The sequence below is a fragment of the Rhizobium sp. 2YAF20 genome (assembly GCF_052114685.1).
Classification (GTDB): Bacteria; Pseudomonadota; Alphaproteobacteria; order Rhizobiales; family Rhizobiaceae; genus Rhizobium.
Genome location: NZ_JBFRFF010000044.1, coordinates 24,597 through 46,217, shown reverse-complemented (window position 1 = coordinate 46,217; position 21,621 = coordinate 24,597). Strand labels below are relative to the sequence as shown.

Genomic DNA, 21,621 nt, shown 5'->3' with positions numbered 1-21,621 from the left:
CGCATGGATTGATCTCCTGTATCTCTCCATGATTATAGCATGAAGTAGGATAGAATCCTACTCATTCCAAGCCGCGTATGACAGGGGTTGGGCGGCGTCAAAGTCTGGAGACTACAGGCCCGCTTTTTCCAGCCGTTCACGGCAGATTTGCTCGACAATTTCCTGAAGCATTCTGACGTGTTCGATCAGCCATTCAAGCTCTTCGACCGTGATTTTATATTGTGAGGAATAGCGCGCCTCGACGTAGGCGCGCGACAGAAGTTCGAAGCGGCGTCGGGCTATACGGGTGTCGCGCGGCCAGGCCTCGATCAGCCGGCCATCGATATCTTCTGCTTTTGACCGAAGAACCTTAATACGATGAAGTTTTGGACTGTAGAGCGTGCAGACAAATAAAAAGCAGTGGTATGCGCGCTCGGTAGCCTGATGCAAATTAAAGGCTGCATGGTTGTATTGGTGTTTGCCAATAGCGAATAAAGCCATTTCGAGGAAAAACGCAGCGTCAGGTAGCCATTTTTCAAAATACCGCATCGCTTCGGCCTTAGCATCCTCTGGCGTCAGCGGCTTCGGCTCGGCAAGCGGATGTCCCGGCGCCTCATAGAGGATCTTGCCGTCCCGCACGATGTCGATGAAGAAGGGCCGGCCGCGTGCCAGTTGATCGTTGACATCTGCAAGGCTGTGAATGATCGGCACGACAGGCGTCTGGATATGACGAGCGATCTGCGCCTGGATGAGCCGCTCCTCGAGAGCGAGCCAAAGATCGTCTTCCTCGGCGAAGCTTTGGCCATTGACGACGATCAGAAGATCATAGTCGGACCGGTAGCCGCTGGCGCGATCCTCAACCCAATCACCGCGCGCATAGGAGCCATAGAGAATGACCTTCAAAACCTTGCCGCCAGTCTTGCGATCGGACTGCTTGTGCGCCCGGAAGGTCTGTACCTCGTCGAACAGGATTTCCAGCGCGCGGGCAAGCTCGCGTCTCTTGCTGGCAGGTAAATGGTTGAGCGTATCGGTCAATGTCAAAGCCGCATCAAAATCTTCACCGGGAATCGTATCCATCCTAACGGCTCGCTGTTAACAAGGGGCGCAACCTTTTTACGTGTATTTCTTTTAATCGGCAACTAAAGAAGGCGGTCGACCGATCGATCTACGGAATTGCTTCGCAGTCGGTGCCGCCCGGCCAAACGAGTGTCTTCGAAATATCCTTGAATTCATCATTCATGTTGGATCGAACGTCCCTGTGTATTCAGGGTCGGCATAGTAGGCAAGTTTTCGGGCGAGGATGGGCCGCTGGCCGGCTAGAAATAGAAGTTGGGTCTGCGCCGGCAGGTTACGGACCTCATCCGGCGTGAGCAGCGGACGAGCGCTATGTTGCTCCCCGAATGTGAGCCCGGACTTTTCCGCATCGAGGGCGCGGCTGATGGTCTCGAAGACGACGGTCTCCTGTCCGAGCAGATCGGAGACGAGACGGGCGCTGTCATGATCATTGACACCGAAGACCTGCAGCACGCCGGCATTCGACAGGAAGGTGCCGGCCCGCTTGCCATAGTTGGCACGCAGCTGATGGATGTCCTGCAGGATCGGCCAGAGCTGCACGCCGTAGCCTGCCATCAGGCCCATGGCGCGCTCGACCGGGGTGAGGTGGCCAAGCGCTGCGAACTCATCAAGCAGATAAAGAACCAACCTGGTTGGAGGCTTGGCCAGCGACCTGGTCGGAGGCACGGTCGATGACGCGAACGGTGTTCCCGGGCCTCTCGCCATATCGATCAGGCTGTGGGTGATGAGGAGCCGCAGCCATCGGGAATAGGTCCCAAGCCGATCGGGCGGCAGTACCAGGAACACCGTTGCGGTGCGCACTTTCAGATCCCGGAATGCGAAGTCCGATCGCCCGAGGACGTTGGTCATGCGCGGACTGTCGAGGAAATGGGTATGGCGTTGAGCCGCCGACAGCACGCCGGCAGCTTCACGGTCGGACTTGCCGAGATGACGATTGGCGGCACGCGCAATCAGCCCCGCCGCGGCGTCAGTCGCCTGCATGCGCCGGAGGAGCGCGCTAAAGGCGTCGGGCGGCAAGGTCAGGTATTCCCTGAGCGTCGCAAGATTGCGCCGGCTCTGCGTTTTGACGGCGGCGATTTTCAGGAGAAGGCCACCGATCAGCGTCTTGGCTTCCTCGTTCCAATGGGAGGGCGGCAACCACCCCATCTTGTTATGACCCCTAGGAAGTGTGGACAGTTATCTGATCCATAGGACGATTGCTGCGATAGTGACGACTGCGAGGTAGTTTTCGGCGGTTTTTTCGAAGCGCGTAGCGACCCTGCGGAACTGCTTGGGTCTCGAGAAGCAGCATTCGATCAGGGGGCGCTGGGCGTAGAGATGCTTGTCCAGCGGGTATTTTTGGGCGCGGGAAGGATTGTTGGGGATCACCGCCACAGCGCCTTTATCAGCGATGGCATTGCGCAGGCGATCGCTGTCATAGGCGGTGTCGGCCATGACGATGTCGGCGGGTAGGCCCTCGATCAGGGCATCGGCTTGCGGCGCATCGCCCTTCTGGCCTGCGGTCAGTGTGAAGCGGACCGGGCAGCCGAGACCACGCACGGCCATGTGTATCTTGGTGCTCAGGCCGCCGCGAGAACGGCCAAGGGCTTGATCTTCAGCCCCTTTTTTGCGCCGGCAACGTGCTGATGGGCGCGGATGATGGTGGAATCAACGATCAGGTATTCGAAGTCCGGATCCTCCGACATCGCGGCGAGCATGCGCCACCAGATGCCCTTCCGGCTCCAGCGGCTGAAACGGCGGAAGACACTGTTCCACTCGCCGAACACTTCCGGCAGGTCACGCCAGGGCGAGCCGGTCCGCACAATCCAAAGCACTGCTTCCACGAACATGCGGTTGTCGCGGCCGGACGAGCCGCGCGTGCGCTCGTCACCAATGATGTGATGCGCTATCCGCGCCCACTGCTCGTCCCGAAGGATTAGACGATCCAAAACACCCTGACTGCCTCCAAAAGACAGTCTTGAATCTGATTTGCTCAGCCTTGGAAACCCAAGAGTCCACACTTCCTAGTCTCCACGGCTGGAACAAGGTGGATCTCCTACGCTTGCGCAGCGGGCGGCCTGTTCCCGTTCGGTTGAGGGCGAGCATCGACCGTTAGATGCGGACGTTGTTCAATACGCTGCCTTCTCAACATCGCTGCTCGACGGATTTGCCAGGATGGCGCTCGCGACAATGTGAGTGAGATGATCGGCCCGTGGCGCAAATGAGGGTAAGTCAACGAGCCATCCGAGCGCCGACATCAAGCCAAACAGATCGTCCCCATTCATATCGGCGCGCGCCCTGCCTTCTCCCTGAGCGCGGGCCAGTAATCGCGCGCTCGCTGAGTGCACCGCAGCGCATGAAGCATAAAGGGCGGAATCCGGGTTCGTGTGTGCGGCCGCCATCATTGCGACAACGCCCTTCTGGCCTTGGGCGAATGCTATCCATTCGCGAAACCAAGACAGGAGCGCTTCGTCAGGCTGGGTCGACGTTTCGAGCTCGTCTGCCTTTTGCGTCAGTGCGTCCAGCTTTGTACACACCAACGCTTCAAACAAGGCTTCCCGCGTCGGGAAATGACGAAGCAGCGTGGCCAGCCCGACGCCGGCGCGGCGGGCAATATCGCGCATGGACGCGTTGACACCGTGCTCTGCGACGACGTCACGCGCGACCGCGAGGATATGGTCGTAATTTTTCCTAGCGTCCGCTCGCATATTTCGCCTTGATAAAAGGATCGGTGATCCATATATAGCGGATCAGTGGTCCGATAGATATAGTGCATGTTTGCAAATGGCAACAGAGGCGCTGTTCGATAGCGTGGAAGTGGAAGCCATGGGAAGCACGAACATGCGCATTTTCGGCGTCATCGGCTCAAGCGGCATGGCTGCAGCAGTCGGCTAGCCTTGCCGCCGCGGCCGGTCCCATTATCAAGGAGCAATAGCATGCATGTTTTCGTTACTGGCGCGACCGGTCACGTTGGTTCGTACGTCATCCCCGACTTGATCGCAGCTGGCCACGAGGTGACCGGCCTGGCCCGGTCGGACAAGTCCGCGGGCGCGGTGTCCGCGCTCGGCGCCAACGTTCGTCGCGGCGATCTTGCCGACCTCGAAGCGCTTAAGGCGGCGGCCGCGGGCTCGGACGGCGTCATCCATCTCGGTTACAGGGCTGAACTGCTTGGGTCCGGCGGGATCGTCGCGCTGCGCGATTCGGAACTGTCGATTGTGCTCGCGTTCGGTGAGGCGCTGGCGGGCACTGGAAAGCCGCTGGTCGTGGCGGGTAGCATCGCCACGCCTACGAACGTCGGCCGCGCGGGCCGCATAGGCGCACCGGTCAGTCTCGGCCGGCCGGCGACCGAGGATGATCCAGCCCTTCCCAGCGGTCCCATGGACGAAGGCACTCTGGTGTCTCGCAACGTCGTAGAGAGCACGGTGGTCGGACTTGCTGAGCGGGGCGTGCGCTCTTCGGTCGTGCGTATTCCCCTCATCGTGCACAGTTCGACCGGTCGCTTGCAGATGATCGGGCTTGCGAAGGAGAAGGGCTCCGTCGGTTATCCCGGAGAGGGAAAAAATCGTTGGCCCGCCGTGCACGTCCGTGACCTCGCCTCCTTGTTCCGCCTGGCGCTGGAGAAGGGCCCCGCCGGCAGGACCTGGCACGCGGTCGGTGACGAAGGAATCCCATTCCGCGATCTTGCCGAGGCCGTTGCCGCTCGCATGGGCCTGCCCACGGTGAGCATCCCCGCTGACGAACTGATGGTACCGGGTTACTTCGGGTCCATGTCGGCTGTGGTCACGGGCGACTTTCCCGCGTCCAACGCCGTTACGCGCCAAGCCCTCGGCTGGGAGCCGGTTCAGCCGGGCCTGCTCGAGAATCTGGACAGCGGCCATTACTTCCCTGCCGGCTAAGTTGAGCAGACGGCGGGGCTCGCATCGCGACGAGCCGATCACAGACCTCGTCGGCCCAGCGACATACGGACAACGCGCCGCGTTGCCCGGCTCACGCGGACCCCTTGATAATCGTTTCAGTGATAAATCCGGATCAGCGCTCCACAAGACGGGAAGCATGAGACGAAACGGAACTGAGGCGCTGCCCAGCAACGGGACGGAGGGAGTCACGAGACACCCGCAAGGAACACGCACATGAGCTTTATCAGCCCGACTTCGGCACGACGAGAGATGTCTCGCATTGACGCGTCGGGGCCATACCCGGTGATCACCTCGCGCGCGACCGAGAGTAGGTCGCTGAAATTTTATTTGCCTCGGCGCGCAGGAGGTGCCTTGTAAAGTGGACCGGTGATCCACATATACAGATCGGTGATCCGTTTATAAGCGGATCGATGATCCGTTGGATAGGGCGCAAACGTGCAAATGGCAACAGAGGCACTGCCCGACCACACTTAAGAAAAGCGAAGGATGCACGATATGACAAGACTGAATGGAAAGATCGCCGTGATTACGGGCGGAAGCAGCGGGATCGGCTTGGCCACAGCCAAGCGTTTCGTGGAAGAAGGTGCGCTGGTCGTGATCGTTGGGCGACGCGAGAAAGTCTTACAAGAGGCCGCGGCCCTTATCGGGAGAAACGTGACAACAGTCGTGGGCGACGTCTCGCGCTTGGAAGATTTGGACCGGCTCTACGCCATCGTGAAAGAGAAACATGGTCACATCGACATTCTCTTCGCAAACGCGGGCGCAGGGACAGTCGCGCCGCTCGCGACAGCTACTGAGGCACATTTTGACCAGACCTTCGATGTGAACGTCAAGGGGTTGTTCTTTACGGTGCAGAAGGCCCTTCCCATCTTCAAAGACGGCGGATCGATCATTCTGAACTCTTCGGTCTCGAATGTGATGGGGCTGCCAGCGTTCAGCGCCTACGCAGCAAGCAAGGCGGCTGTTCGCAGCTTCTCGCGGTCTTGGACCCAGGAGCTGAAGGACCGCAATATCCGCGTCAATACGATGAGCCCTGGCGCGATCGAGACTCCCGCCTTGACGACAACGACCGGCCTTACCGCTGAGCAAGCCGAGCAGGCGGTCGCCCAGTTTGCTGCACAGATCCCAATGGGTCGCAGGGGCAAGCCAGAGGAAATCGCGGCTGCCCTGACGTTCCTCGCCTCAGATGAAAGCTCCTACATCACCGGTATAGATCTCGCCGTCGATGGTGGTTGGGCGCAGGTCTGACCCGGGTGGGTCCCACGACTGGCTGGCCTCCAGCCCCGCCGGACGTGGGACCACCCTTCACAAATTCTGATTCTATGCGGGCTGAGTTGAGGCAGGGAGCCGGTTCGCAACGAGCCCAGCGGACATCGAAATCTCAACTGGGGGATGCCCTGCTTAGACAGGACGAACAATGCCCCAACTGAAAAGGAGACTGAACATGAGCACTATCAGTATCATTGGCTCTGGAACCATGGCTGCGGCGGTTGCGGGCCGTATCGCTAGTGCCGGACACACCGTCGAGGTCGTCAACCGCGACGCCGCGAAAGCACGAGAACTGGCCGACAAGCTCGCGGGCAAAGCGACCACGGGGACGTATGGCGCTGCACCGGTGGGCGACATCGTCATCCTTGCGGTGCCTTACGGCAGTGTGGCCGCGGTAGTGGCCGACTTTGGCGACGCCCTCGGCGGCAAGGTGATCATCGACCTCGCCAATCCAGTCAACGCCGACATGACGGGCCTCGTTACCCCTGCCGGCAGTTCCGGCGCGCAGGAGACTGCAAAAAGCCTTCCCGCGGGCGCTCACGTCGTGAAGGCGTTCAACACGATCTTCGGTCACGTGCTCGCCAAGGGCGGGCACCTCGACGCCTTTATCGCAGCCGACGATGCAGAAGCGAAGGCGCGTGTCTCGAAGTTCCTCGAAAGCCTCGGGCTGCGTCCGTTGGATGTCGGCGGCCTGAACATGGCACAGACGCTCGAGGCACTTGGCCTGATGATGATCGGCCTCGCCAAGAACGGCGCCGGCTCCTGGAACATCGCCATGAACGTCGAGATCGGCTGAGCTACCGACCGCACGCTATCGGATAGATCCACAACGCAACCGACACAAGGAAAATGGAGAGACTTCGATGAGCATCGAAGACAACGTCCGGACTGTTAAGGCATTCTTCGCGGCGATGGGTGAAGGCGATAAGCAAGCCCTGTTCGCGTTGTCTGCCGAAGACATCGAATGGATCGTCCCGGGCGAGGGCTGGCCGCTGGCCGGTACACACCGCGGACACGCCGGATTGGCGGATTTGCTTCAGACGGCTTTGAAAGAGCTGGAAACGTCATTCTCGTTGCCTCCCGAATACGTAGCGCAGGGCGACCGGGTTCTGGTCGTCGGCTCCGCGGAGGGGACAATAAAGGCCACCGGCAAGGCGTGGGAGGATAACTGGGTCTTCGCCATCACGGTTCGAGATGGCAAGCTGACGAACATCCGTGAGTATGTCGATACGCAAGCACTGGCGCGGGCCTCCGAGACGGCCGCGAGCCCCAGACCCTGAGCTTCACGATGACGAGGCAGCACAACCGTCGGGTCGAGTGCCTCATTATCCGCGGCGGTCCCGCGGGACTGACTGAGGCGGCCGCGCTTGCGCAGCGCGCTGTTGCCTATCTCCACAATCTCCAGCCGCAGTTGGAGACCGGGCGCGAGACCGCGTGATGCTCCATGCTCCGAATCTTGCAGGGAGGCAATACGCTCCCCAATCCGGCTGCGCGCGCTCTCGCTTGATGCCGGCGTCCAGTCCACGACGATGGCCCTTATGGCCGCGCACGGCGAGATCGGGTCGATGCCAGACTGCGCTATTTCCGCGGATACAGGCTGGAAACCCAAGGCCGTCTAAGACCATCTCGAGTGGCTGAGGTCACTGAATGTGCTGCCGTTTCCCGTGCACGTCGTCTCGGACGGAAAACATCCGAGCGCAGCTTATACAGGCCGGCCCGGATAACCGCTGGGCTTCTATTCCGGCCTAGGCAAAGTCCGTCACGCCTGCCGGCACAAAACTGCCGGTCCTCGACGAGGACGGTGCACTGGTAGAGGTCGCGACAGAGACACCAACCGATACGCCTGCCTGATACGGCGCCGCTCACAGACGCCGGCACGCCAGTATGACCAGTGCGCTCGACACCAGTAGAATCTTCATCGTCATCCTCGCGAAATTTGTGCCGCGTGCCTGTCAGCCGCGTTGAAATGCAGCCCCGGACCCGACCTCAACCGTTCGATCAGCCATCGAGCGCCGGGGCCTAACCGATCGCCGGTGGGATAAGCACATCCCATTACCAGACGAGCGACACGCGGATCGAAGTCTGCCGGTCGGATGATCTTCAACCGACCCCGCTCGATGTCATCTTCAACCATATGAAAAGGCATGTTGCCCCAGCCGAGGCCGGCCAGCAGCATCGACTGCTTGGCACGAAGGTCTGCCAAGCGCCAGGTTCGCGCGGAAAGGACGCCGTAGTCCCGCCCCGCCGTCAGGGCGGAGCGATCGGTCAGCACGAGTTGCACGTGCTGCTGCAGGACATGCGTCTCGATCGTTCCTTCGATCGCCGCGAGTGGGTGATCGGGAGCGACGACCGGGACGAGGTCGATGGTCAGTAGTGGAAAGCTCTTAAAGGCGGCCATGTCACTGAAGATGAGTGGGAGGAGACCGACTACGCAAGTTCCGTCGAGCACCAGTTCCGCTGCCGCGCCGAGCGGCTGTACGTAGACGCGCGGTTGGACGGTTGGAAACGTCATCGTAAAGGCCCGGAGCGTTTCGACGATCGGGGGCACCGGGAACATCGAGTCCATCACGATCGTCAACTCGGCTTCCAGCCCGCTTGCCAGACTTCGCGCGGACTGCTGAAAAGCATCCGACTCGTCGGCAATGCGTCGCGCACGCCAAAGGAGCGTGCGGCCCGCCTCGGTCAGCGTCGGACGGTATGCGATGCGGTCGAACAGCGGCAATCCGATTTGCGCTTCGAGCTTCTGTATCCCGTAGGTCACGGCGGACCGTGCACGGTTCAACCTAGCCGCCGCTTTCGTGAAGCTTCCTTCGTCAACGACGGCAAGGAACACTTGGATTTGATCGAGCGTCAACGGACCCATGTTCGAATAAATAGCCCGAGTTGATCGAAACTTCGACAGTTTTTTTTCACCACTACGATGCGCGATCTTACGGGCAACCACAGACCTTCGCAGCATTGGAGCTCCGACATGACCTCACTTCTCGCCATCGACTGCAGCCCTCGATACGAGCTCTCGACTTCCCGCAAACTCACGTCGCTCTTCGTCGAAAAATGGCGAGCAGCGCACCCAGGCGGCGAGGTGGTCGAACGCGACCTGGTCAAGACCACCCTGCCGTTTGTCGATCTGCCATGGATTGGCGGCGCGTTCACGCCCCCGGAGCAACATTCGCTGGAGAGCGCTGCCGCCATCAAGATATCAAATGATCTGGTCGGCGAACTGCAGGCTGCCGATCGCATCGTCATCGGCACGCCGATGTACAATTTCACCATCCCGGCGGTGCTGAAGGCCTACATCGACCATGTCGTCCGGGTCGGCGTCACTGTCGTCGATAATGTCGGGCAGCTGACGGGCCAGAAGGCCACCGTCATTCTTGCGAGCGGGGGTGATTTCAGTCCGGGCTCGCCGATCGAAGGCTATGATCACGCCGGCAGCTACCTCCGTCAGGTGCTGGGGTTCATCGGAATTACAGATCTGGACATCGTACTCGCCGGATCGGCGCGCGCTGGAATGGCAGGCGAGACGGCGGTGGAGGAGTTCGGCGAAGTGCTTGCATTGGCTGCGGCTTGAGTCAGCGTTTGATCGAGGAGAAACGGTTATGAAAGTTGGGTTCATCGGCGCTGGTCGCATGGCTACGACCATCGGTCGTCATTTGATCGCGGCGGGCCACGAGGTCGTCCTGTCCAGTTCGCGGGGGCCGGAGGCGTTGGCGGGGCTCGTCGCCGATTTGGGTCCGGCCGCCAGCGCAGGATCCAAGCAGGAAGCTGCGGAATGCGAGGTGGTGATCCTCGCCACGAATTGGGCGGATGCGCCGGATGCGCTCAAGGGAATCGACTGGAGCGGCCGCATACTCGTCGACGGGACGAACGCCCACATGGGCGAGAAACCGGACATCAGCGCTTCCGGCGTAGCAAGATCGGTTGCCGCGTTGGAGGGCCGCACGTCGAGCGAGACAATCGCCGCAATGGCGCCCGGGGCCAGGCTGGTGAAGTCGATCAGCAATATGCCGATGGCTTGGATACAGGATTTCTCGCCACAGAAGCCGAAGACCGTACTGTTCGTGTCAGGAGACGATCGCGATGCCAAGGCGCTCGTAGTCGAACTTATCGATTCGACTGGCTTGGTCGCGCTCGACCTCGGCTCTCTCGCGGACGGCGGTGCGATGCAACAGCTCGGCGGCCCTCTATCCGCTGTGGAATTGCACTTCGGCCGCCGGATCGTTCGCTAAGCTAAATTTGAGCCGCGTGCATTGTGAGTGCGCGAATTAGCCGCCCGGCCAGAAGGATTCAGGATGAACGCTCCCAAACCGATATTGGTTCGAAAAGTGGCCCGCATCGACGACCCCCGGTTCGTGTCGGGACAAGTCGCCGGTCATCGCGCGCGCCGTTTGATCGACGCACCGGACGCCGCGTTCGGCGATCCCTTCGTCCTGATGGCCGAGGATTGGGCACCCCAGGGGCTATTCGGTTTTCATCCACATCGCGGCATCGAGACGGTTACATTCGTCATCGAAGGGGCGATCGAGCATCGCGACAGCGCCGGATATGAAGGGGTGATCCAGGCCGGCGATGCTCAATGGATGACCGCCGGCCGAGGTATCCAGCATGAGGAAAACCCTCCGGCCGGGACAATTGCTCATACCCTGCAGCTCTGGGTGAATTTGCCTGCGGCCGAGAAGATGGCTGTTCCACGGTATCAAGATCTGGTGGCTTCCGCCTTGCCGGTCCGGAGCGGGGATGGAGTTGAGATCAGGGTCTTTTCAGGAGCCTACGGCGACATGATCTCACCCACACTCAACCATCTTCCTGTTACGATGCTCGAGGTGCGGGTCGAAAACAGTGGTGCGTTTCGGCACTCGTTTGCAGCGACCGACAATGCCTTTGTCTACGTCCTCGAAGGCGCGGTCGAGATCGGGCCCGCCGGTGACCTTTTGGAGGCAAGCCAGCTTGGCTGGTTGACGCGATCGGAGGAGCCGGGATCGTCAGAACTTACCATAACGGCGCGGGGCACTGCCGGCCGCTTTCTGCTTTTCGCCGGCCAGCCCTTGCGCGAGCCGATCGCGTTTGGAGGCCCCTTCGTGATGAACACGCAGGCGGAAATCCAGCAAGCGTTCACCGACTACCGGGCCGGCCGCTTCTAAAGACCCAGTCGATTTCGCGGATTGCAGTTTTCCGGCGGAACGGAACTGCAAGTCGACAGCGGCGATGCCGAGGATTGAACCGGCTGCGCCGGCCCGCACTCAATGTCAGTGCTATCCGCTCCGCATGTGGAGCGGTAACATGCACGTTTGAGACCTAACGGATACCGATGCGCGTCCACGCGACCAGTTGATCAATCGGCAAGCCTGGTGGAGGGCTGTTGAAGCAGACACTCTCAGGCAGATGCCGCCTGACGCGGAGATCGAAGTCCGCTGGTCAGAGGATCTTCAATCGCCCGCCCTCACACAAGGCGCGGGTCTGCCGGCTTGTGCTCATAGTCATCGTGACGGCCATCGACATATTTTATCGACTTGGCGATTTGGTCGGCGTCCTGCCCGATATCGTCCAACGCGGCGATAGACACTGCGTAGAATTTACAGACTGCGGCTGTCTGGCAAGAATGTCGTCTATAACGATCTTTCCGAGGCCGATTACGAAAGTGTTCTGGCTGGCGCTGGGCTACCCGCTGATCTCGCTTCTCTTTTGGCGGACGCCGACGCTGCGGCCTCGCGCGGTGCGCTATTCGATGACGGGGCGTTGCGACAACTGATCGGTCGCCCGACGATCACAGTGCCTAGCCTCGTCGCAACCGCTTTGGGAATTTAAAGCCACGCTGGCGGTGGCTAGCGCTTTGATCATCCGGCTACGGCCCCGTTTCATAAATCGTTGCTATGCCGCAAAGACTAAAGTTATCAATATCTTGATGAAAGGGGATGTGGTTCAATGGTTCATATCCCTCAAGACCGCAGATCCGATCAGTTTCATTTCGCCAATTTCCGAACTGCCGATTTCGTACATTTTCCTAACAGCCAAAACACTGCCAGTGATCACCTTTGCCCCTGCGGGGATGCCCCGCAAAACATTGTTTTTTAAATGCGGCCGCATGCGCCACATGGGTCAAGTTGTTGTCTGCAGATACGAGCGGCACATGATCACCAGTTGCCGACGCAAGTCCTCAGCTGCTGTGCCGGAGAGGCCGCGTTCAAAAGCGTTGCGTACCGCGCCGAAGATGACGGTAACGAGCGTGCGATTCACGGATTGAACGTCCGCAAAGGTTATGTCCGACGCGCTTGAAAGCATGGCGGTTGTCGCGGCGTCAGCGCGGGCGGCAAACGCGTCGATCAGCTGCTCGTTGTCCATCTCTGCAACTGATCGATAAAGCGCTCTGGTCACATCGGCTCGATCTGTCTTCGCTCGCCAGTACACCTCGATGAGCGCCGCGACCATCTCGCCCGCGGGTGCGCCGTGTTGCCCCTGGCACGTGGCCTCAATCTTTCCAGCCAACGCTTCCAGATAACGCTCGTTGAGTGCGTAGATCAGCGCCTGCTTGTTCGGAAAATATTGATACATTGTGCCGACCGAAACGCCCGCGCGCTCCGCCACACGGGTCGTCGTCAACCGATGTGGCCCATCGCTTAGCAAAAGCTGAATGGTTGCCTCGAAAACAGCATCCAGCGTCACTGCAGCACGGGCCTGACGCGGCTTTTTCCGGGCGATTAGCGATAGGGGCGTCGGTGATGGCAAAAGCGAATCCTCAAGCTGAATGATCCTTCATATAATGACTGGAGATGCAGTTGAAAGGAATGATCATGCAGAGAGAGCGTATCGCGCTTGTCACCGGCGCCAACAAGGGAATTGGACTTGAGATCGCCCGCCAGCTCGCCGAAACCGGTGTCCACGTGATCATCGGGGCTAGGAACGACGAGCGCGGACGTGCGGCTGTCGACGACCTGGCATCGCAGAACCTGATCGTGCAATCCGTTCGGCTCGACCTCGTTGACCTCGCGAGCGTTGAAGCCGCTGCTGCGACGATCAGGGAGGAGCACGGCAAGCTCGACATCCTTGTCAACAATGCCGGGATCTTTGATTTTTCCGATGCTCCGCCCAGCAGCGCCTCGATCGAGGCCGTCCGCCGCGTGATGGACATCAACTTCATCGGCGCGCTGGCAGTCACGCAGGCGATGCTGCCTTTGTTGAAGAAGGCTCCCGCTGGCCGGATCGTCAACCTGTCCAGTTCGCTTGGCTCACTGACGCTGAATGCCGATCCGACCTCGACCTATTATTCGCAGCGCTTCATTGGATATAACGCGTCGAAAGCAGCGCTGAACATACTGACCATCCAGTTGAGCGCAGAGTTGCGCAACACGAGCATTGTCGTCAATTCCGTCAGCCCTGGCTTCGTCAAGACGGACCTGACCGGATACGGCAACATGACGCCGCAAGAAGGAGCCAAGCTTCCCGTTCGATACGCCTTGTCAGGGGATCAGACCGGCGTCTTCGTAGAACCCGACGGAATGACACCCTGGTAGAATTTTAGGTTCTACTCTGTCGAAACAGGGCTTGGTCCCCGTTCGAGGTATGTCGACAAGGCGATGTAGCCGCGAGTAGCAGCGCTAGTCGACCCCAGAGAACGAGCTTCTTTCCGCAACGGATCGTTCCACCTCCGAGACGGACTGTCCAATTTCGCCGTCTATCGCCATCAAATAAGCTCGCTAAATTGAGAATAGTCGAGCAGCTGATCAGCCCTAACACTCCAGGGACAAGCGTTGCCGGCACTCGAGACCAGATCACTGCCTCTAGCGACCTGCCCAGACGTTGTGGGCGCACCCGAACCCAGAATTCAGAAGGATCATTGCTATGAAAACCACCGGAAACACCATTCTCATCACGGGCGGCGGCACGGGGATCGGCGAGGCGCTGGCGCACCGCTTTCATGACCTCGGCAATACCGTGATCATCGCAGGCCGTCGGCTGGAAACGCTGCAAAAGGCGATAGGCGATCGGCCGAACATGCACGCTCTGACGCTCGACATGGACGATCCCGCCAATGTCGCAGCTTTTGCCGAGAGGCTCGTCGCTGACTTTCCAGCCGTTAACGTGCTGTTCAACAGCGCTGGTATCATGCGCATGGAAATGTCGCTCGACAAGGTCCGCGATCTGAGCGACGCCGAAGCCTCCGTCAACACCAACCTGCTCGGCCCGATCCGGGTCACTAACGCGCTGATCGAGCATCTGGGCCGGCAGCCCGATGCCGCGATCGTCAATGTCAGCTCGGGTCTGGCCTTCGTGCCGCTGGTGATCGCCCCGACCTATTCGGCGATCAAGGCCGCCATCCACAGCTATACCGTTTCGCTGCGCGCGGTTCTGAAGGACAAGATCGAAGTCATCGAACTCGTTCCGCCAGCCGTGCAGACGGAGCTAACCCCCGGCCAAAAGACCAATGAGCGGTTCATGCCGCTCGATGTCTTCGCCGACCAGGTCATGGCCCTCTTCCAGCAAAACCCGACGCCGAAGGAGATTCTCGTCGAAGGCGTCGACTTCATGCGCACAGCCGAAGCCGAGAACCGCTTTGACAGCACTCTGGCGGCGATCAACCCGTTCCTGAAGTGAAACGTCGACGGCGGGGTCGCGAGGAGCAACCCCGCCGTCGACCGACTTGATCATAATTCAGTGCTGGCTTTGCGTGACGTCGGCAAGCGTTTCCGCTTTACCCTTGAGCGCGAGGCACGCGCTGGGCCATGCACCTTGATCCGCTCCCAGCGCTGTCTGCAGCCAAGCGAGGGTCAGTCGTTTCGTTGCTTCCAAACCGTCAGGCGCCTCAATCTCGGTTTCCTTAGCGTCAAGCCCGGCAATACCGCCAAGCCCATGCCCAACCCCGTGCAGCATCAACAGGGCTTCCGCGCCCGGCGCATCGTGGAAGGCATCCGCATGCCATTCAGGGCCACGGGTTGTGAAATGCGGATCATCCTGATCGCCGCAGACAATAAGGCTGGGTCTCGTCAGCGTCGAGAAATCCACGTCGAAGAACGGAAAACGTGCAGCATTCTCCTCGGTCATGTCCTTCCCGCCGCGCCCGGGGGCGGCGAGCAGAACGCCCGCCGAGATGCGGGGATCGGAGAAATCCTCCCCGTCTAGCTGCGCGCCCAGCAGGAGCCCAACGGTGTGGCCGCCGAAGGAATGACCGGCCGCGGCAATGCGCGAATGATCCAGTCGGCCCGCAATCGCAGACGCCTGACGTTCAACCTCGGACAGTTGGTCGAGGATCGCCTTCATCTCCTCCACACGCTCACGCCAGAAGAACGGCGCGCCGGGCGTGTCGGCGGGCATGCCGCCGCCACGCGAACTGGCATGTGTCGGCTGGATTACCGCCAAGCCGCGCTCGGCCCAGAATTGCGCCAGCGGCGCATAGCCGTCCTTCGAGGGAATATAGTTGGACGGCCCGAAGCCATGCGACAACAGCGCGATCGGCAGGTTGCCGCCGCCGACAGGTGCAGTGAGGCGCAGTTCCAGCGGTTGGCGGCCGGACATCGGTAGACGGATCGGGGTATAGGCCACGGTTAGAGTGGCATCGGAGGTTGGAATGTGACGGGCGAGATCGATCAGATTGTTCATTTCAAGTCTCCTGTTTTCGGGCAGGCAATGCTTCACTCGACCGCGTGGCCTGCTTCGCGAAACCAGGTTTGTGCATCGGTGCCGGCGGGGATTTTCATAGGAGCATCTGGCTCTGTTACGGCACGCCAGACGGCCTCAGCCACGTCTTCCGGCGTCGTGAATTCAGTGCCGGATCGCAGCGTCGTGAGATAGTCGTGGACGAACACGCTATAGGGCTCTGGAATATCCATGCCCATCCGGGCCACGGCATTTTTGCCGAACCCTGTGGTCGGCGCCGATCCCGGCAGGACCAATTTCGCGCGCACCCCGAACAGGGCAGCCTCAAAGGCGAGACTTTCAGTAAAAGCGTTCAGTGCTGCCTTGCTGGCGCTGTAGACGGACAGGGCGGGCAGCGGCTTGATGGTGACGCTGGAACTGACATTGACGATGACGCCTGAGCCGCGTACCCGCATCTGCGGAAGAACTGCCTTGGTCATCGCCATTGCGCCGAATACGTTCGTCTCGAACAGCTCACGAACCTTCGCCATCTCGACGCCTTCCAGCACATTGAGCATTCCGACGCCGGCATTGTTCACCAAAGCGTCGATTGGCCCTGCAGCGTCAACGGCTTTATCGATGCTCCCCGCACTGGTCACATCCAGCGCAAGAATTTCGAGCCTATCGTGAGCAGGGAGCAGGTCATTGCGCGGCGTGCGCATGGTCGCAACCACGTCCCATCCTGCAGTCACGAATTTCTCTGCGATAGCGAGTCCGAAACCGGATGAGCAACCGGTGATGAGGATTTTTGGCATGTGTTGTCTCCTGGATAATTACTGACCAAGAGTTAGACGGGCACTGCCAGACTTGCTATATTCATTTGTCCGAGTATCTTTAGCAAAAGTCCGAACTCATGACCGATCCAGTCGCAGAAGTTGTTTCCTTGCTCATGCCCAGCCCATCGATTTCGAAGCTGGTCACCGGCGCAGGCCAGTGGCTCGTCGAGCGCACCGAGCTTGGCAGCCCTTTTTATTGCGCTGTCGTGGAAGGTCGCTGCTTGATGACGATCACCGGTCGCGAGCCGATGGTGCTGACAGCGGGTGACTTCGTGCTCGTTCCGGAAATCTTCTCGTTCACGATGAGCAGTCTGGAGCCACCACCTCACGGGGCAATTGCACAGCGCCTTGAGACAAGCCCCGGTGTCTTCCGGCTCGGAGATCCTGACGCGCCGATCGAGGTCGTGGCGATGGTCGGGCATTGTGCTTTCGGCTCGGACGACAGGGCTCTTCTGGTCTCGCTCCTACCGGAGGTCATTCATGTACGTGGCGAAGAACGCCTGACGCTTCTTGTCCGGATGATCAACGACGAGACCAGCGCCGACCGGACCGCCCGCGCCATGGTGCTTCGCCGGTTGTTGGAGGTGCTGCTGATCGAGGCGCTCCGCTCGACGGGCGGAGCAGCGGCGCCTCCAGGGTTGCTGCGCGGCATGGCCGATCCGCTACTTGCGCCGACACTGCGCCGGATCCACGCGGATCCGGGTCGCAGCATGACGGTTGAAGCACTGGCGCAAGATGCCGCAATGTCACGATCGACCTTCTTCGATCGCTTCCGCAGAGAGGTCGGAGTGCCCCCCATGGAATACGCAACCGGCTGGCGCATGGCACTGGCGAAGGAACTCCTTCGCAAGGACGTGGCCACGGCGGAGATTGCGCAACGCGTCGGCTACGGCTCGGCGAGCGCGTTCAGCGTCGCCTTCACCCGCCATGTCGGGAAGCCACCCGGAGCCTATTCACGGGAAGGCACGGCAGCATAGAGCTGCCGCAAGAAACCGCACCGAGTACCGCGTACTGAAGAACTGCGGAATGTCGTTCACGGCGACGAGCGTCATAGGAACTGGCAGCCGGCGCAAACCAGCTTTTGGGGGAAAAGACCGCTTTTGGCCCTGATAAGGGCCGCCGCCCGAATAGGGCGGCCGGTATCGCTTCGCTGTGGGATTAGGCACAAAGGCTACCAAGGAACAGTCTCACCGTCGAAAAAAAAGCCGCCGGTCGGGCCGTCCTCGGCGAGGGTTGCGAGAAAGACAATGCTCTTGGCAGCCTGCTCGACGGTGCGATAACCGGAATGACCGAAGCGGACGGTGAGGCGGAGCGAGGATATATAAGCAGTCTCACCGGCGAGACGACCAAGAGCTCCATGGATGCTATCTGCCGATATAAGCAGCCAGTTCGTCGGGCGTCCCGTTGGGAAAAGCCTGCTTCAGGTAATCGAGGAACGCTGACACGCGGGCACTGAGCAGCCGTCGTGATGGGTAGAGTGCCCATAGCGCGACCTCCGATTCCTCAACATCTCCCCAATGTAGCAACGTGCCGTGAGCCAGATCGTGGCTCACCAGCGAGATCGGCAGGCTTGCAGCGCCAACACCTATTCGAACCGCATCCCGCACCATGCTGAGTGACGACAATGCAAGGACTGGCTCAATACTGAATGTCGAGGGCCCTGCTGATGTCGTGCATTTCCAGATCTGCCGATTACCTGCACCGCGCACCACGCCCGGCACTGGGGAGTCTCCAACCGGGCGGAGGAGGTCAGGGCTTGCCACGACAACCAGCCGGTCGCGCAGGAAGACCCGGCCAACGAGGGCTTCGTCCGGTTCCGGGTTGACCCGGATCACCAGATCATAGCCTTCCTCGATCATATCGACGGCTCGGTCTTCAGTGGTGATTTCCAGTCTTACATCCGGGTATTTCAAGGCGAAACCGGCAGCAATCTTTCCCATTGCGGTCTGCGACAAAAGGAGTGGCGCGCTGATCCGCAATCGGCCGCGCGGCTTCTCCGCACCAGACGCAATCGCGGCCGCTGTTTCGTCCAACTCCGTCAGCAGAGCGGCTGTGCGTTCATGAAGCGCGCGTCCTTCCTCGGTGAGCTTCAGATTGCGCGCGCCACGCTCGAACAGTCGAAGCTCAAGGGCAGCCTCAAGTTCTGTTACTCGTCGCGACAGGGTCGCCTTTGGACGGCCTGTGGCACGCGCTGCTTTGCCGAAGCCGCCATAGCGCGCAACGAGATTGAAATCGGCAAGAGCGAGGAGATCCATGAGCGTTTCACCTGTGGGACGACGTGTCTAAAATGATGGTCTATTGGACCAGCAATGAACCAGCCATATTCCGGGTGTCAAGCGAAACCAAACAACCCGGAGATACTCCCATGACCATTCTCGTTACCGGCGCCACAGGCAATATCGGCGGCCAAGTCATCCAACACCTCGTCAACCGCGGCGCTGATGTCCGCGCCCTCGTCCGCGATCCGTCCAAAGCCAACTTCCCGGAAGGCGTTGCCGTCTTGAAGGGCGACTTCCTCGACGTAGACTCCTTGCGCACCGCTTTCGAGGGCGTCTCCACGCTGTTCCTGCTGAATGCCGTCGTACCGGATGAATTCACCCAGGCCCTGATCGCGCTCAACGTCGCCCGCTCGGCCGGCATCGAACGGATCGTATACCTGTCGGTCATTCACCCGGACGTCTACGTGAACGTGCCGCATTTCGCCGGGAAGTTCGGCGTCGAGCGGATGATCGAGCAGATGGGCTTGGCAGCGACGATCCTGCGCCCGGCCTATTTCATCCAGAACGATCTGACGATCAGGGACGTGATCACTGGCTATGGCGTCTACCCGATGCCCGTTGGCGAAAAGGGTCTCGCCATGATCGACGTCCGCGATATTGCGGAGATCGCCGCCCTTGAGCTGCTTCGTCGCGAACAGGCTGCACAGCCGCTTCCGATCAACCGCATCAATCTGGTGGGCCCCGAGACACTGACCGGAACGGATATCGCCGCCATCTGGTCGGAGGTGCTCGCCCGCCCGATCAACTACGGCGGTGGCTATACCCAAGCCTTCGAGCAGAACCTCAAGCAGTTCATGCCCCCGTGGATGGCCTACGACATGGGCATGATGGGCGAGCGGTTTCTGACCGACGGCATGCTCCCCGAGGGCGGCGACGTTGAGCGCCTGATAACGCTTCTCGGCCGTCCGCTTCGCTCCTATCGCAACTTTGCCGCGGAAACCGCTGCCTCCGCCTGAGGCCGCCAGTCCCGATCCAGAACAATCAAGGACCATCGTCATGATTTATTCAACCGCTACCGTTCCCGTGAAACCGGAAGGCGAAACGAAGCTTACCCGCGAGCAGGTCTGGAAGGGCCCGGAACTTAACGCGCGCGATGCGTGCCTGTTCCTTCCCCCTGGTCTCTGCACCCACTGCGACGTCATCGAGGAAAGTGCGACGCACTTCGTCCGCGAAGCCACCATCGCCGGTTCTGACATCAGAGAGATCATCACCCTCGAACCGGATCAACGAATCCGCTTCCTATGGCTTACGGAACGCAGCGCGCATCAACATTTGCAATGGGGCATGAGATATCCTCATTTCGCGGCTTCAGCCAGGGGCAGTTTCGCTCGGGATAGGTGATCCCTGCATTCCTAATACACTCTCGAAATCAAAAAAGCTTTGAATAGCAAGCGCTGCTGCCGCACGAGACCAAATGTCGTTCGTCCAATCGAACGCGATCTCGGGTAGTTCTCCCCACGTGAACTGCTGGAGCGAACTTTGAATCGCATCGGCGAATGCCGGTCCAAAACGCATCGCTTCCCCACCTATGATGACGATTTCGGGGTCCATCATATTGATCATTGTTGCAAGGTGTTGACCTATACGAACGCCACGTTCGTGCAGAAAAACCAATGAATTGCCATCTTGTTCAAGCGACGCGGCACCTAAACCCTCATTCGGACGGGCTTCATTGCGACAGATTTCGTCCCAATCCGCCTCCATCGCCGGCTCAGAAAACATATCGCTCCATGAACGCCCCGGGTGGTCAATAGTGTAGCCCACTTCGCCGGCCATGAAACGTCCGCCTCTATGGACTTGACCGCCAATCATTATAGCCGCTCCCACTCCTGTGCCCAAGATCAGGACAAGGGAAGAGCGCCTGAGACGACTTAACCCAAAAAGGTTTTGCGCGATGGCGTAAGCATTGACATCGTTGTCCACCCAGACCGGCTTCCCGACTGCGCCGGCAAGAACTTGAGCCACGGCTACGTTGTTCCAACCCAGCCTCGGAGATTGCAGGCAGATCCCGCGCTCCACATCGATGAAACCCGGCATGGCCACGCCCAAGCCCAGCAACATTTCATGCCGCTGGGTCGGATCAGGCAGAAGTTCCGTTACCGCTGCTGTCGTTGCCCGCGCAACTTCATCAATGGCCGTGCTCTTGATCTTGATCGAGGTAAAGCCGATCGGCTTGGTCGACAGATCGGTCATCATCGCATCGATACGGTCATGCATCAGCTTGATGCCGATGGAAACACGAAAACCATAGTTGATCGAAACAAGAACCGGTTTTCGCCCGCCACTGCTCCGAGCCGCCTCACCTTCGATGACGAAGCCCTCGTCCATTAGTTCGCCGACCACCCCCGAAATGGCAGCAGGACTGAGTCTGGTATAGGCCACGAGGTCCATCCGCGTGACTTGACCCGCGCGGCGCAAATAATTCAAGACAAGCCGACGATTGATTAGGCGTGTGGTGCTCTGGTCGCCTTTCATCCTCATGCCGTTTCAGCACTTTCTTTCAATGACTTAAAGTCTGACGTTCTTAGCATCATGGTTCTGCGCCAGCAAACGGTACCGATCGATTGTATGCTACTAATGTCAACATACTTCATACAGTGTATGAAGTATGTTGACATTTCTTCCTTTGATGCGTTATGTTGCCGTCATGGAGCCGGGGGTGAGGACCTGCCGGCCGCCATCGGGAGGTTTCAAAAAGCTATGCAGTAGATGTCTGCGCCC

Annotated in this window: 20 protein-coding genes and 4 pseudogenes; 14 read left to right on the top strand and 10 right to left on the bottom strand. The window is 59.8% G+C overall.

The window, feature by feature from the left end:
- Positions 1-111: 111 nt before the first annotated feature.
- The 4 genes and pseudogenes from AB4Z52_RS30815 to AB4Z52_RS30800 form a co-directional block, all read right to left on the bottom strand.
- Positions 112-1,056, bottom strand: a complete 945-nt coding sequence (locus AB4Z52_RS30815) for a HEPN domain-containing protein (RefSeq protein WP_442221666.1) — start codon at positions 1,054-1,056, stop codon at positions 112-114.
- A gap of 159 nt (positions 1,057-1,215) precedes the next feature.
- Positions 1,216-2,181: pseudogene (locus AB4Z52_RS30810) on the bottom strand (type IV secretory system conjugative DNA transfer family protein); the annotation flags it as partial.
- Positions 2,182-2,229: 48 nt separating this feature from the next.
- Positions 2,230-3,053: pseudogene (locus AB4Z52_RS30805) on the bottom strand (IS5 family transposase).
- Positions 3,054-3,161: 108 nt separating this feature from the next.
- On the bottom strand, positions 3,162-3,740 hold the full coding sequence (locus tag AB4Z52_RS30800; RefSeq protein WP_442221665.1) for a TetR/AcrR family transcriptional regulator: 579 nt from the start codon (positions 3,738-3,740) through the stop codon (positions 3,162-3,164).
- Between the two features lie 228 nt (positions 3,741-3,968).
- Here AB4Z52_RS30800 and AB4Z52_RS30795 point away from each other — a divergent pair, with 228 nt between their 5' ends.
- The 6 genes and pseudogenes from AB4Z52_RS30795 to AB4Z52_RS30770 all read left to right on the top strand — a co-directional run.
- On the top strand, positions 3,969-4,928 hold the full coding sequence (locus tag AB4Z52_RS30795) for an SDR family oxidoreductase (RefSeq protein ID WP_442221664.1): 960 nt from the start codon (positions 3,969-3,971) through the stop codon (positions 4,926-4,928).
- A gap of 516 nt (positions 4,929-5,444) precedes the next feature.
- A complete protein-coding gene (locus AB4Z52_RS30790) occupies positions 5,445-6,197 on the top strand; it encodes an SDR family NAD(P)-dependent oxidoreductase (RefSeq protein ID WP_442221663.1) in 753 nt (250 codons plus the stop codon).
- 196 nt (positions 6,198-6,393) lie between these two features.
- Positions 6,394-7,014 carry an NADPH-dependent F420 reductase gene (locus AB4Z52_RS30785; RefSeq protein ID WP_442221662.1) on the top strand — a complete coding sequence of 207 codons (621 nt, stop codon included), beginning with the start codon at positions 6,394-6,396 and terminating at the stop codon, positions 7,012-7,014.
- Positions 7,015-7,081: 67 nt separating this feature from the next.
- The gene (locus AB4Z52_RS30780; protein WP_442221661.1) at positions 7,082-7,498 is read left to right on the top strand and encodes a nuclear transport factor 2 family protein; all 417 of its coding nucleotides are present in this window, start codon (positions 7,082-7,084) and stop codon (positions 7,496-7,498) included.
- An 8-nt stretch (positions 7,499-7,506) separates the two neighbouring features.
- Positions 7,507-7,656: a hypothetical protein gene (locus AB4Z52_RS30775; RefSeq protein ID WP_442221660.1), complete on the top strand. Its 150-nt coding sequence runs from the start codon at positions 7,507-7,509 to the stop codon at positions 7,654-7,656.
- A pseudogene (locus AB4Z52_RS30770) lies at positions 7,656-8,042 on the top strand (hypothetical protein); the annotation flags it as partial. The gene AB4Z52_RS30775 and the pseudogene AB4Z52_RS30770, both read left to right, overlap by 1 nt.
- Positions 8,043-8,139: 97 nt before the next feature.
- On the opposite strand, the gene AB4Z52_RS30765 reads toward AB4Z52_RS30770, so the two are convergent.
- Complete coding sequence (locus AB4Z52_RS30765) at positions 8,140-9,177, bottom strand: LysR family transcriptional regulator (protein WP_442221659.1); 1,038 nt, start codon at positions 9,175-9,177, stop codon at positions 8,140-8,142.
- A 12-nt stretch (positions 9,178-9,189) separates the two neighbouring features.
- Here AB4Z52_RS30765 and AB4Z52_RS30760 point away from each other — a divergent pair, with 12 nt between their 5' ends.
- From AB4Z52_RS30760 to AB4Z52_RS30750, 3 genes are all read left to right on the top strand, one after another.
- Positions 9,190-9,789 carry an FMN-dependent NADH-azoreductase gene (locus tag AB4Z52_RS30760; protein WP_442221658.1) on the top strand — a complete coding sequence of 200 codons (600 nt, stop codon included), beginning with the start codon at positions 9,190-9,192 and terminating at the stop codon, positions 9,787-9,789.
- A 28-nt stretch (positions 9,790-9,817) separates the two neighbouring features.
- Positions 9,818-10,447 (top strand): NADPH-dependent F420 reductase, encoded by a 630-nt coding sequence (locus tag AB4Z52_RS30755; RefSeq protein ID WP_442221657.1) that lies wholly within the window; start codon positions 9,818-9,820, stop codon positions 10,445-10,447.
- Positions 10,448-10,510: 63 nt separating this feature from the next.
- The gene (locus AB4Z52_RS30750; protein WP_442221656.1) at positions 10,511-11,359 is read left to right on the top strand and encodes a pirin family protein; all 849 of its coding nucleotides are present in this window, start codon (positions 10,511-10,513) and stop codon (positions 11,357-11,359) included.
- Between the two features lie 955 nt (positions 11,360-12,314).
- Here AB4Z52_RS30750 and AB4Z52_RS30745 read toward each other — a convergent pair.
- Positions 12,315-12,878 carry a TetR/AcrR family transcriptional regulator gene (locus AB4Z52_RS30745; RefSeq protein WP_442221655.1) on the bottom strand — a complete coding sequence of 188 codons (564 nt, stop codon included), beginning with the start codon at positions 12,876-12,878 and terminating at the stop codon, positions 12,315-12,317.
- Between the two features lie 128 nt (positions 12,879-13,006).
- Here AB4Z52_RS30745 and AB4Z52_RS30740 point away from each other — a divergent pair, with 128 nt between their 5' ends.
- Together AB4Z52_RS30740 and AB4Z52_RS30735 are read left to right on the top strand one after the other, a co-directional pair.
- Complete coding sequence (locus AB4Z52_RS30740) at positions 13,007-13,726, top strand: SDR family oxidoreductase (protein WP_442221654.1); 720 nt, start codon at positions 13,007-13,009, stop codon at positions 13,724-13,726.
- A 328-nt stretch (positions 13,727-14,054) separates the two neighbouring features.
- Positions 14,055-14,807 (top strand): SDR family oxidoreductase, encoded by a 753-nt coding sequence (locus tag AB4Z52_RS30735; RefSeq protein WP_442221653.1) that lies wholly within the window; start codon positions 14,055-14,057, stop codon positions 14,805-14,807.
- A 57-nt stretch (positions 14,808-14,864) separates the two neighbouring features.
- On the opposite strand, the gene AB4Z52_RS30730 is transcribed toward AB4Z52_RS30735, so the two are convergent.
- Together AB4Z52_RS30730 and AB4Z52_RS30725 are read right to left on the bottom strand one after the other, a co-directional pair.
- Positions 14,865-15,809 carry an alpha/beta hydrolase family protein gene (locus AB4Z52_RS30730; RefSeq protein WP_442221652.1) on the bottom strand — a complete coding sequence of 315 codons (945 nt, stop codon included), beginning with the start codon at positions 15,807-15,809 and terminating at the stop codon, positions 14,865-14,867.
- 32 nt (positions 15,810-15,841) lie between these two features.
- Positions 15,842-16,600 (bottom strand): SDR family oxidoreductase, encoded by a 759-nt coding sequence (locus AB4Z52_RS30725; protein WP_442221651.1) that lies wholly within the window; start codon positions 16,598-16,600, stop codon positions 15,842-15,844.
- 98 nt (positions 16,601-16,698) lie between these two features.
- Here AB4Z52_RS30725 and AB4Z52_RS30720 point away from each other — a divergent pair, with 98 nt between their 5' ends.
- Positions 16,699-17,598 carry a cupin domain-containing protein gene (locus AB4Z52_RS30720; RefSeq protein ID WP_442221650.1) on the top strand — a complete coding sequence of 300 codons (900 nt, stop codon included), beginning with the start codon at positions 16,699-16,701 and terminating at the stop codon, positions 17,596-17,598.
- A gap of 387 nt (positions 17,599-17,985) precedes the next feature.
- Here the strand turns inward: AB4Z52_RS30720 and AB4Z52_RS30715 are convergent, their stop codons facing one another.
- Positions 17,986-18,876: a LysR family transcriptional regulator gene (locus AB4Z52_RS30715; RefSeq protein WP_442221649.1), complete on the bottom strand. Its 891-nt coding sequence runs from the start codon at positions 18,874-18,876 to the stop codon at positions 17,986-17,988.
- Positions 18,877-18,986: 110 nt separating this feature from the next.
- Here AB4Z52_RS30715 and AB4Z52_RS30710 point away from each other — a divergent pair, with 110 nt between their 5' ends.
- Together AB4Z52_RS30710 and AB4Z52_RS30705 are read left to right on the top strand one after the other, a co-directional pair.
- Positions 18,987-19,856 carry an SDR family oxidoreductase gene (locus tag AB4Z52_RS30710; RefSeq protein ID WP_442221648.1) on the top strand — a complete coding sequence of 290 codons (870 nt, stop codon included), beginning with the start codon at positions 18,987-18,989 and terminating at the stop codon, positions 19,854-19,856.
- Positions 19,857-19,896: 40 nt separating this feature from the next.
- A pseudogene (locus tag AB4Z52_RS30705) lies at positions 19,897-20,151 on the top strand (AtaL-like protein); the annotation flags it as partial.
- Positions 20,152-20,208: 57 nt separating this feature from the next.
- Here AB4Z52_RS30705 and AB4Z52_RS30700 read toward each other — a convergent pair.
- The gene (locus AB4Z52_RS30700) at positions 20,209-21,282 is read right to left on the bottom strand and encodes an ROK family protein (protein ID WP_442221647.1); all 1,074 of its coding nucleotides are present in this window, start codon (positions 21,280-21,282) and stop codon (positions 20,209-20,211) included.
- Between the last annotated feature and the right edge of the window lie 339 nt (positions 21,283-21,621).

What these genes read in the sequence shown, in the direction of transcription:
- AB4Z52_RS30725 (WP_442221651.1), bottom strand. Translation starts at nt 16,600, where the DNA reads ATGCCAAAAATCCTCATCACCGGTTGCTCATCCGGTTTCGGACTCGCT.
- AB4Z52_RS30710 (WP_442221648.1), top strand. Translation starts at nt 18,987, where the DNA reads ATGACCATTCTCGTTACCGGCGCCACAGGCAATATCGGCGGCCAAGTC.
- AB4Z52_RS30750 (WP_442221656.1), top strand. Translation starts at nt 10,511, where the DNA reads ATGAACGCTCCCAAACCGATATTGGTTCGAAAAGTGGCCCGCATCGAC.
- AB4Z52_RS30775 (WP_442221660.1), top strand. Translation starts at nt 7,507, where the DNA reads ATGACGAGGCAGCACAACCGTCGGGTCGAGTGCCTCATTATCCGCGGC.
- AB4Z52_RS30795 (WP_442221664.1), top strand. Translation starts at nt 3,969, where the DNA reads ATGCATGTTTTCGTTACTGGCGCGACCGGTCACGTTGGTTCGTACGTC.
- AB4Z52_RS30760 (WP_442221658.1), top strand. Translation starts at nt 9,190, where the DNA reads ATGACCTCACTTCTCGCCATCGACTGCAGCCCTCGATACGAGCTCTCG.
- AB4Z52_RS30785 (WP_442221662.1), top strand. Translation starts at nt 6,394, where the DNA reads ATGAGCACTATCAGTATCATTGGCTCTGGAACCATGGCTGCGGCGGTT.
- AB4Z52_RS30755 (WP_442221657.1), top strand. Translation starts at nt 9,818, where the DNA reads ATGAAAGTTGGGTTCATCGGCGCTGGTCGCATGGCTACGACCATCGGT.
- AB4Z52_RS30720 (WP_442221650.1), top strand. Translation starts at nt 16,699, where the DNA reads ATGACCGATCCAGTCGCAGAAGTTGTTTCCTTGCTCATGCCCAGCCCA.
- AB4Z52_RS30730 (WP_442221652.1), bottom strand. Translation starts at nt 15,809, where the DNA reads ATGAACAATCTGATCGATCTCGCCCGTCACATTCCAACCTCCGATGCC.
- AB4Z52_RS30715 (WP_442221649.1), bottom strand. Translation starts at nt 18,876, where the DNA reads ATGGATCTCCTCGCTCTTGCCGATTTCAATCTCGTTGCGCGCTATGGC.
- AB4Z52_RS30815 (WP_442221666.1), bottom strand. Translation starts at nt 1,056, where the DNA reads ATGGATACGATTCCCGGTGAAGATTTTGATGCGGCTTTGACATTGACC.
- AB4Z52_RS30800 (WP_442221665.1), bottom strand. Translation starts at nt 3,740, where the DNA reads ATGCGAGCGGACGCTAGGAAAAATTACGACCATATCCTCGCGGTCGCG.
- AB4Z52_RS30735 (WP_442221653.1), top strand. Translation starts at nt 14,055, where the DNA reads ATGAAAACCACCGGAAACACCATTCTCATCACGGGCGGCGGCACGGGG.
- AB4Z52_RS30780 (WP_442221661.1), top strand. Translation starts at nt 7,082, where the DNA reads ATGAGCATCGAAGACAACGTCCGGACTGTTAAGGCATTCTTCGCGGCG.
- AB4Z52_RS30740 (WP_442221654.1), top strand. Translation starts at nt 13,007, where the DNA reads ATGCAGAGAGAGCGTATCGCGCTTGTCACCGGCGCCAACAAGGGAATT.
- AB4Z52_RS30765 (WP_442221659.1), bottom strand. Translation starts at nt 9,177, where the DNA reads ATGCTGCGAAGGTCTGTGGTTGCCCGTAAGATCGCGCATCGTAGTGGT.
- AB4Z52_RS30790 (WP_442221663.1), top strand. Translation starts at nt 5,445, where the DNA reads ATGACAAGACTGAATGGAAAGATCGCCGTGATTACGGGCGGAAGCAGC.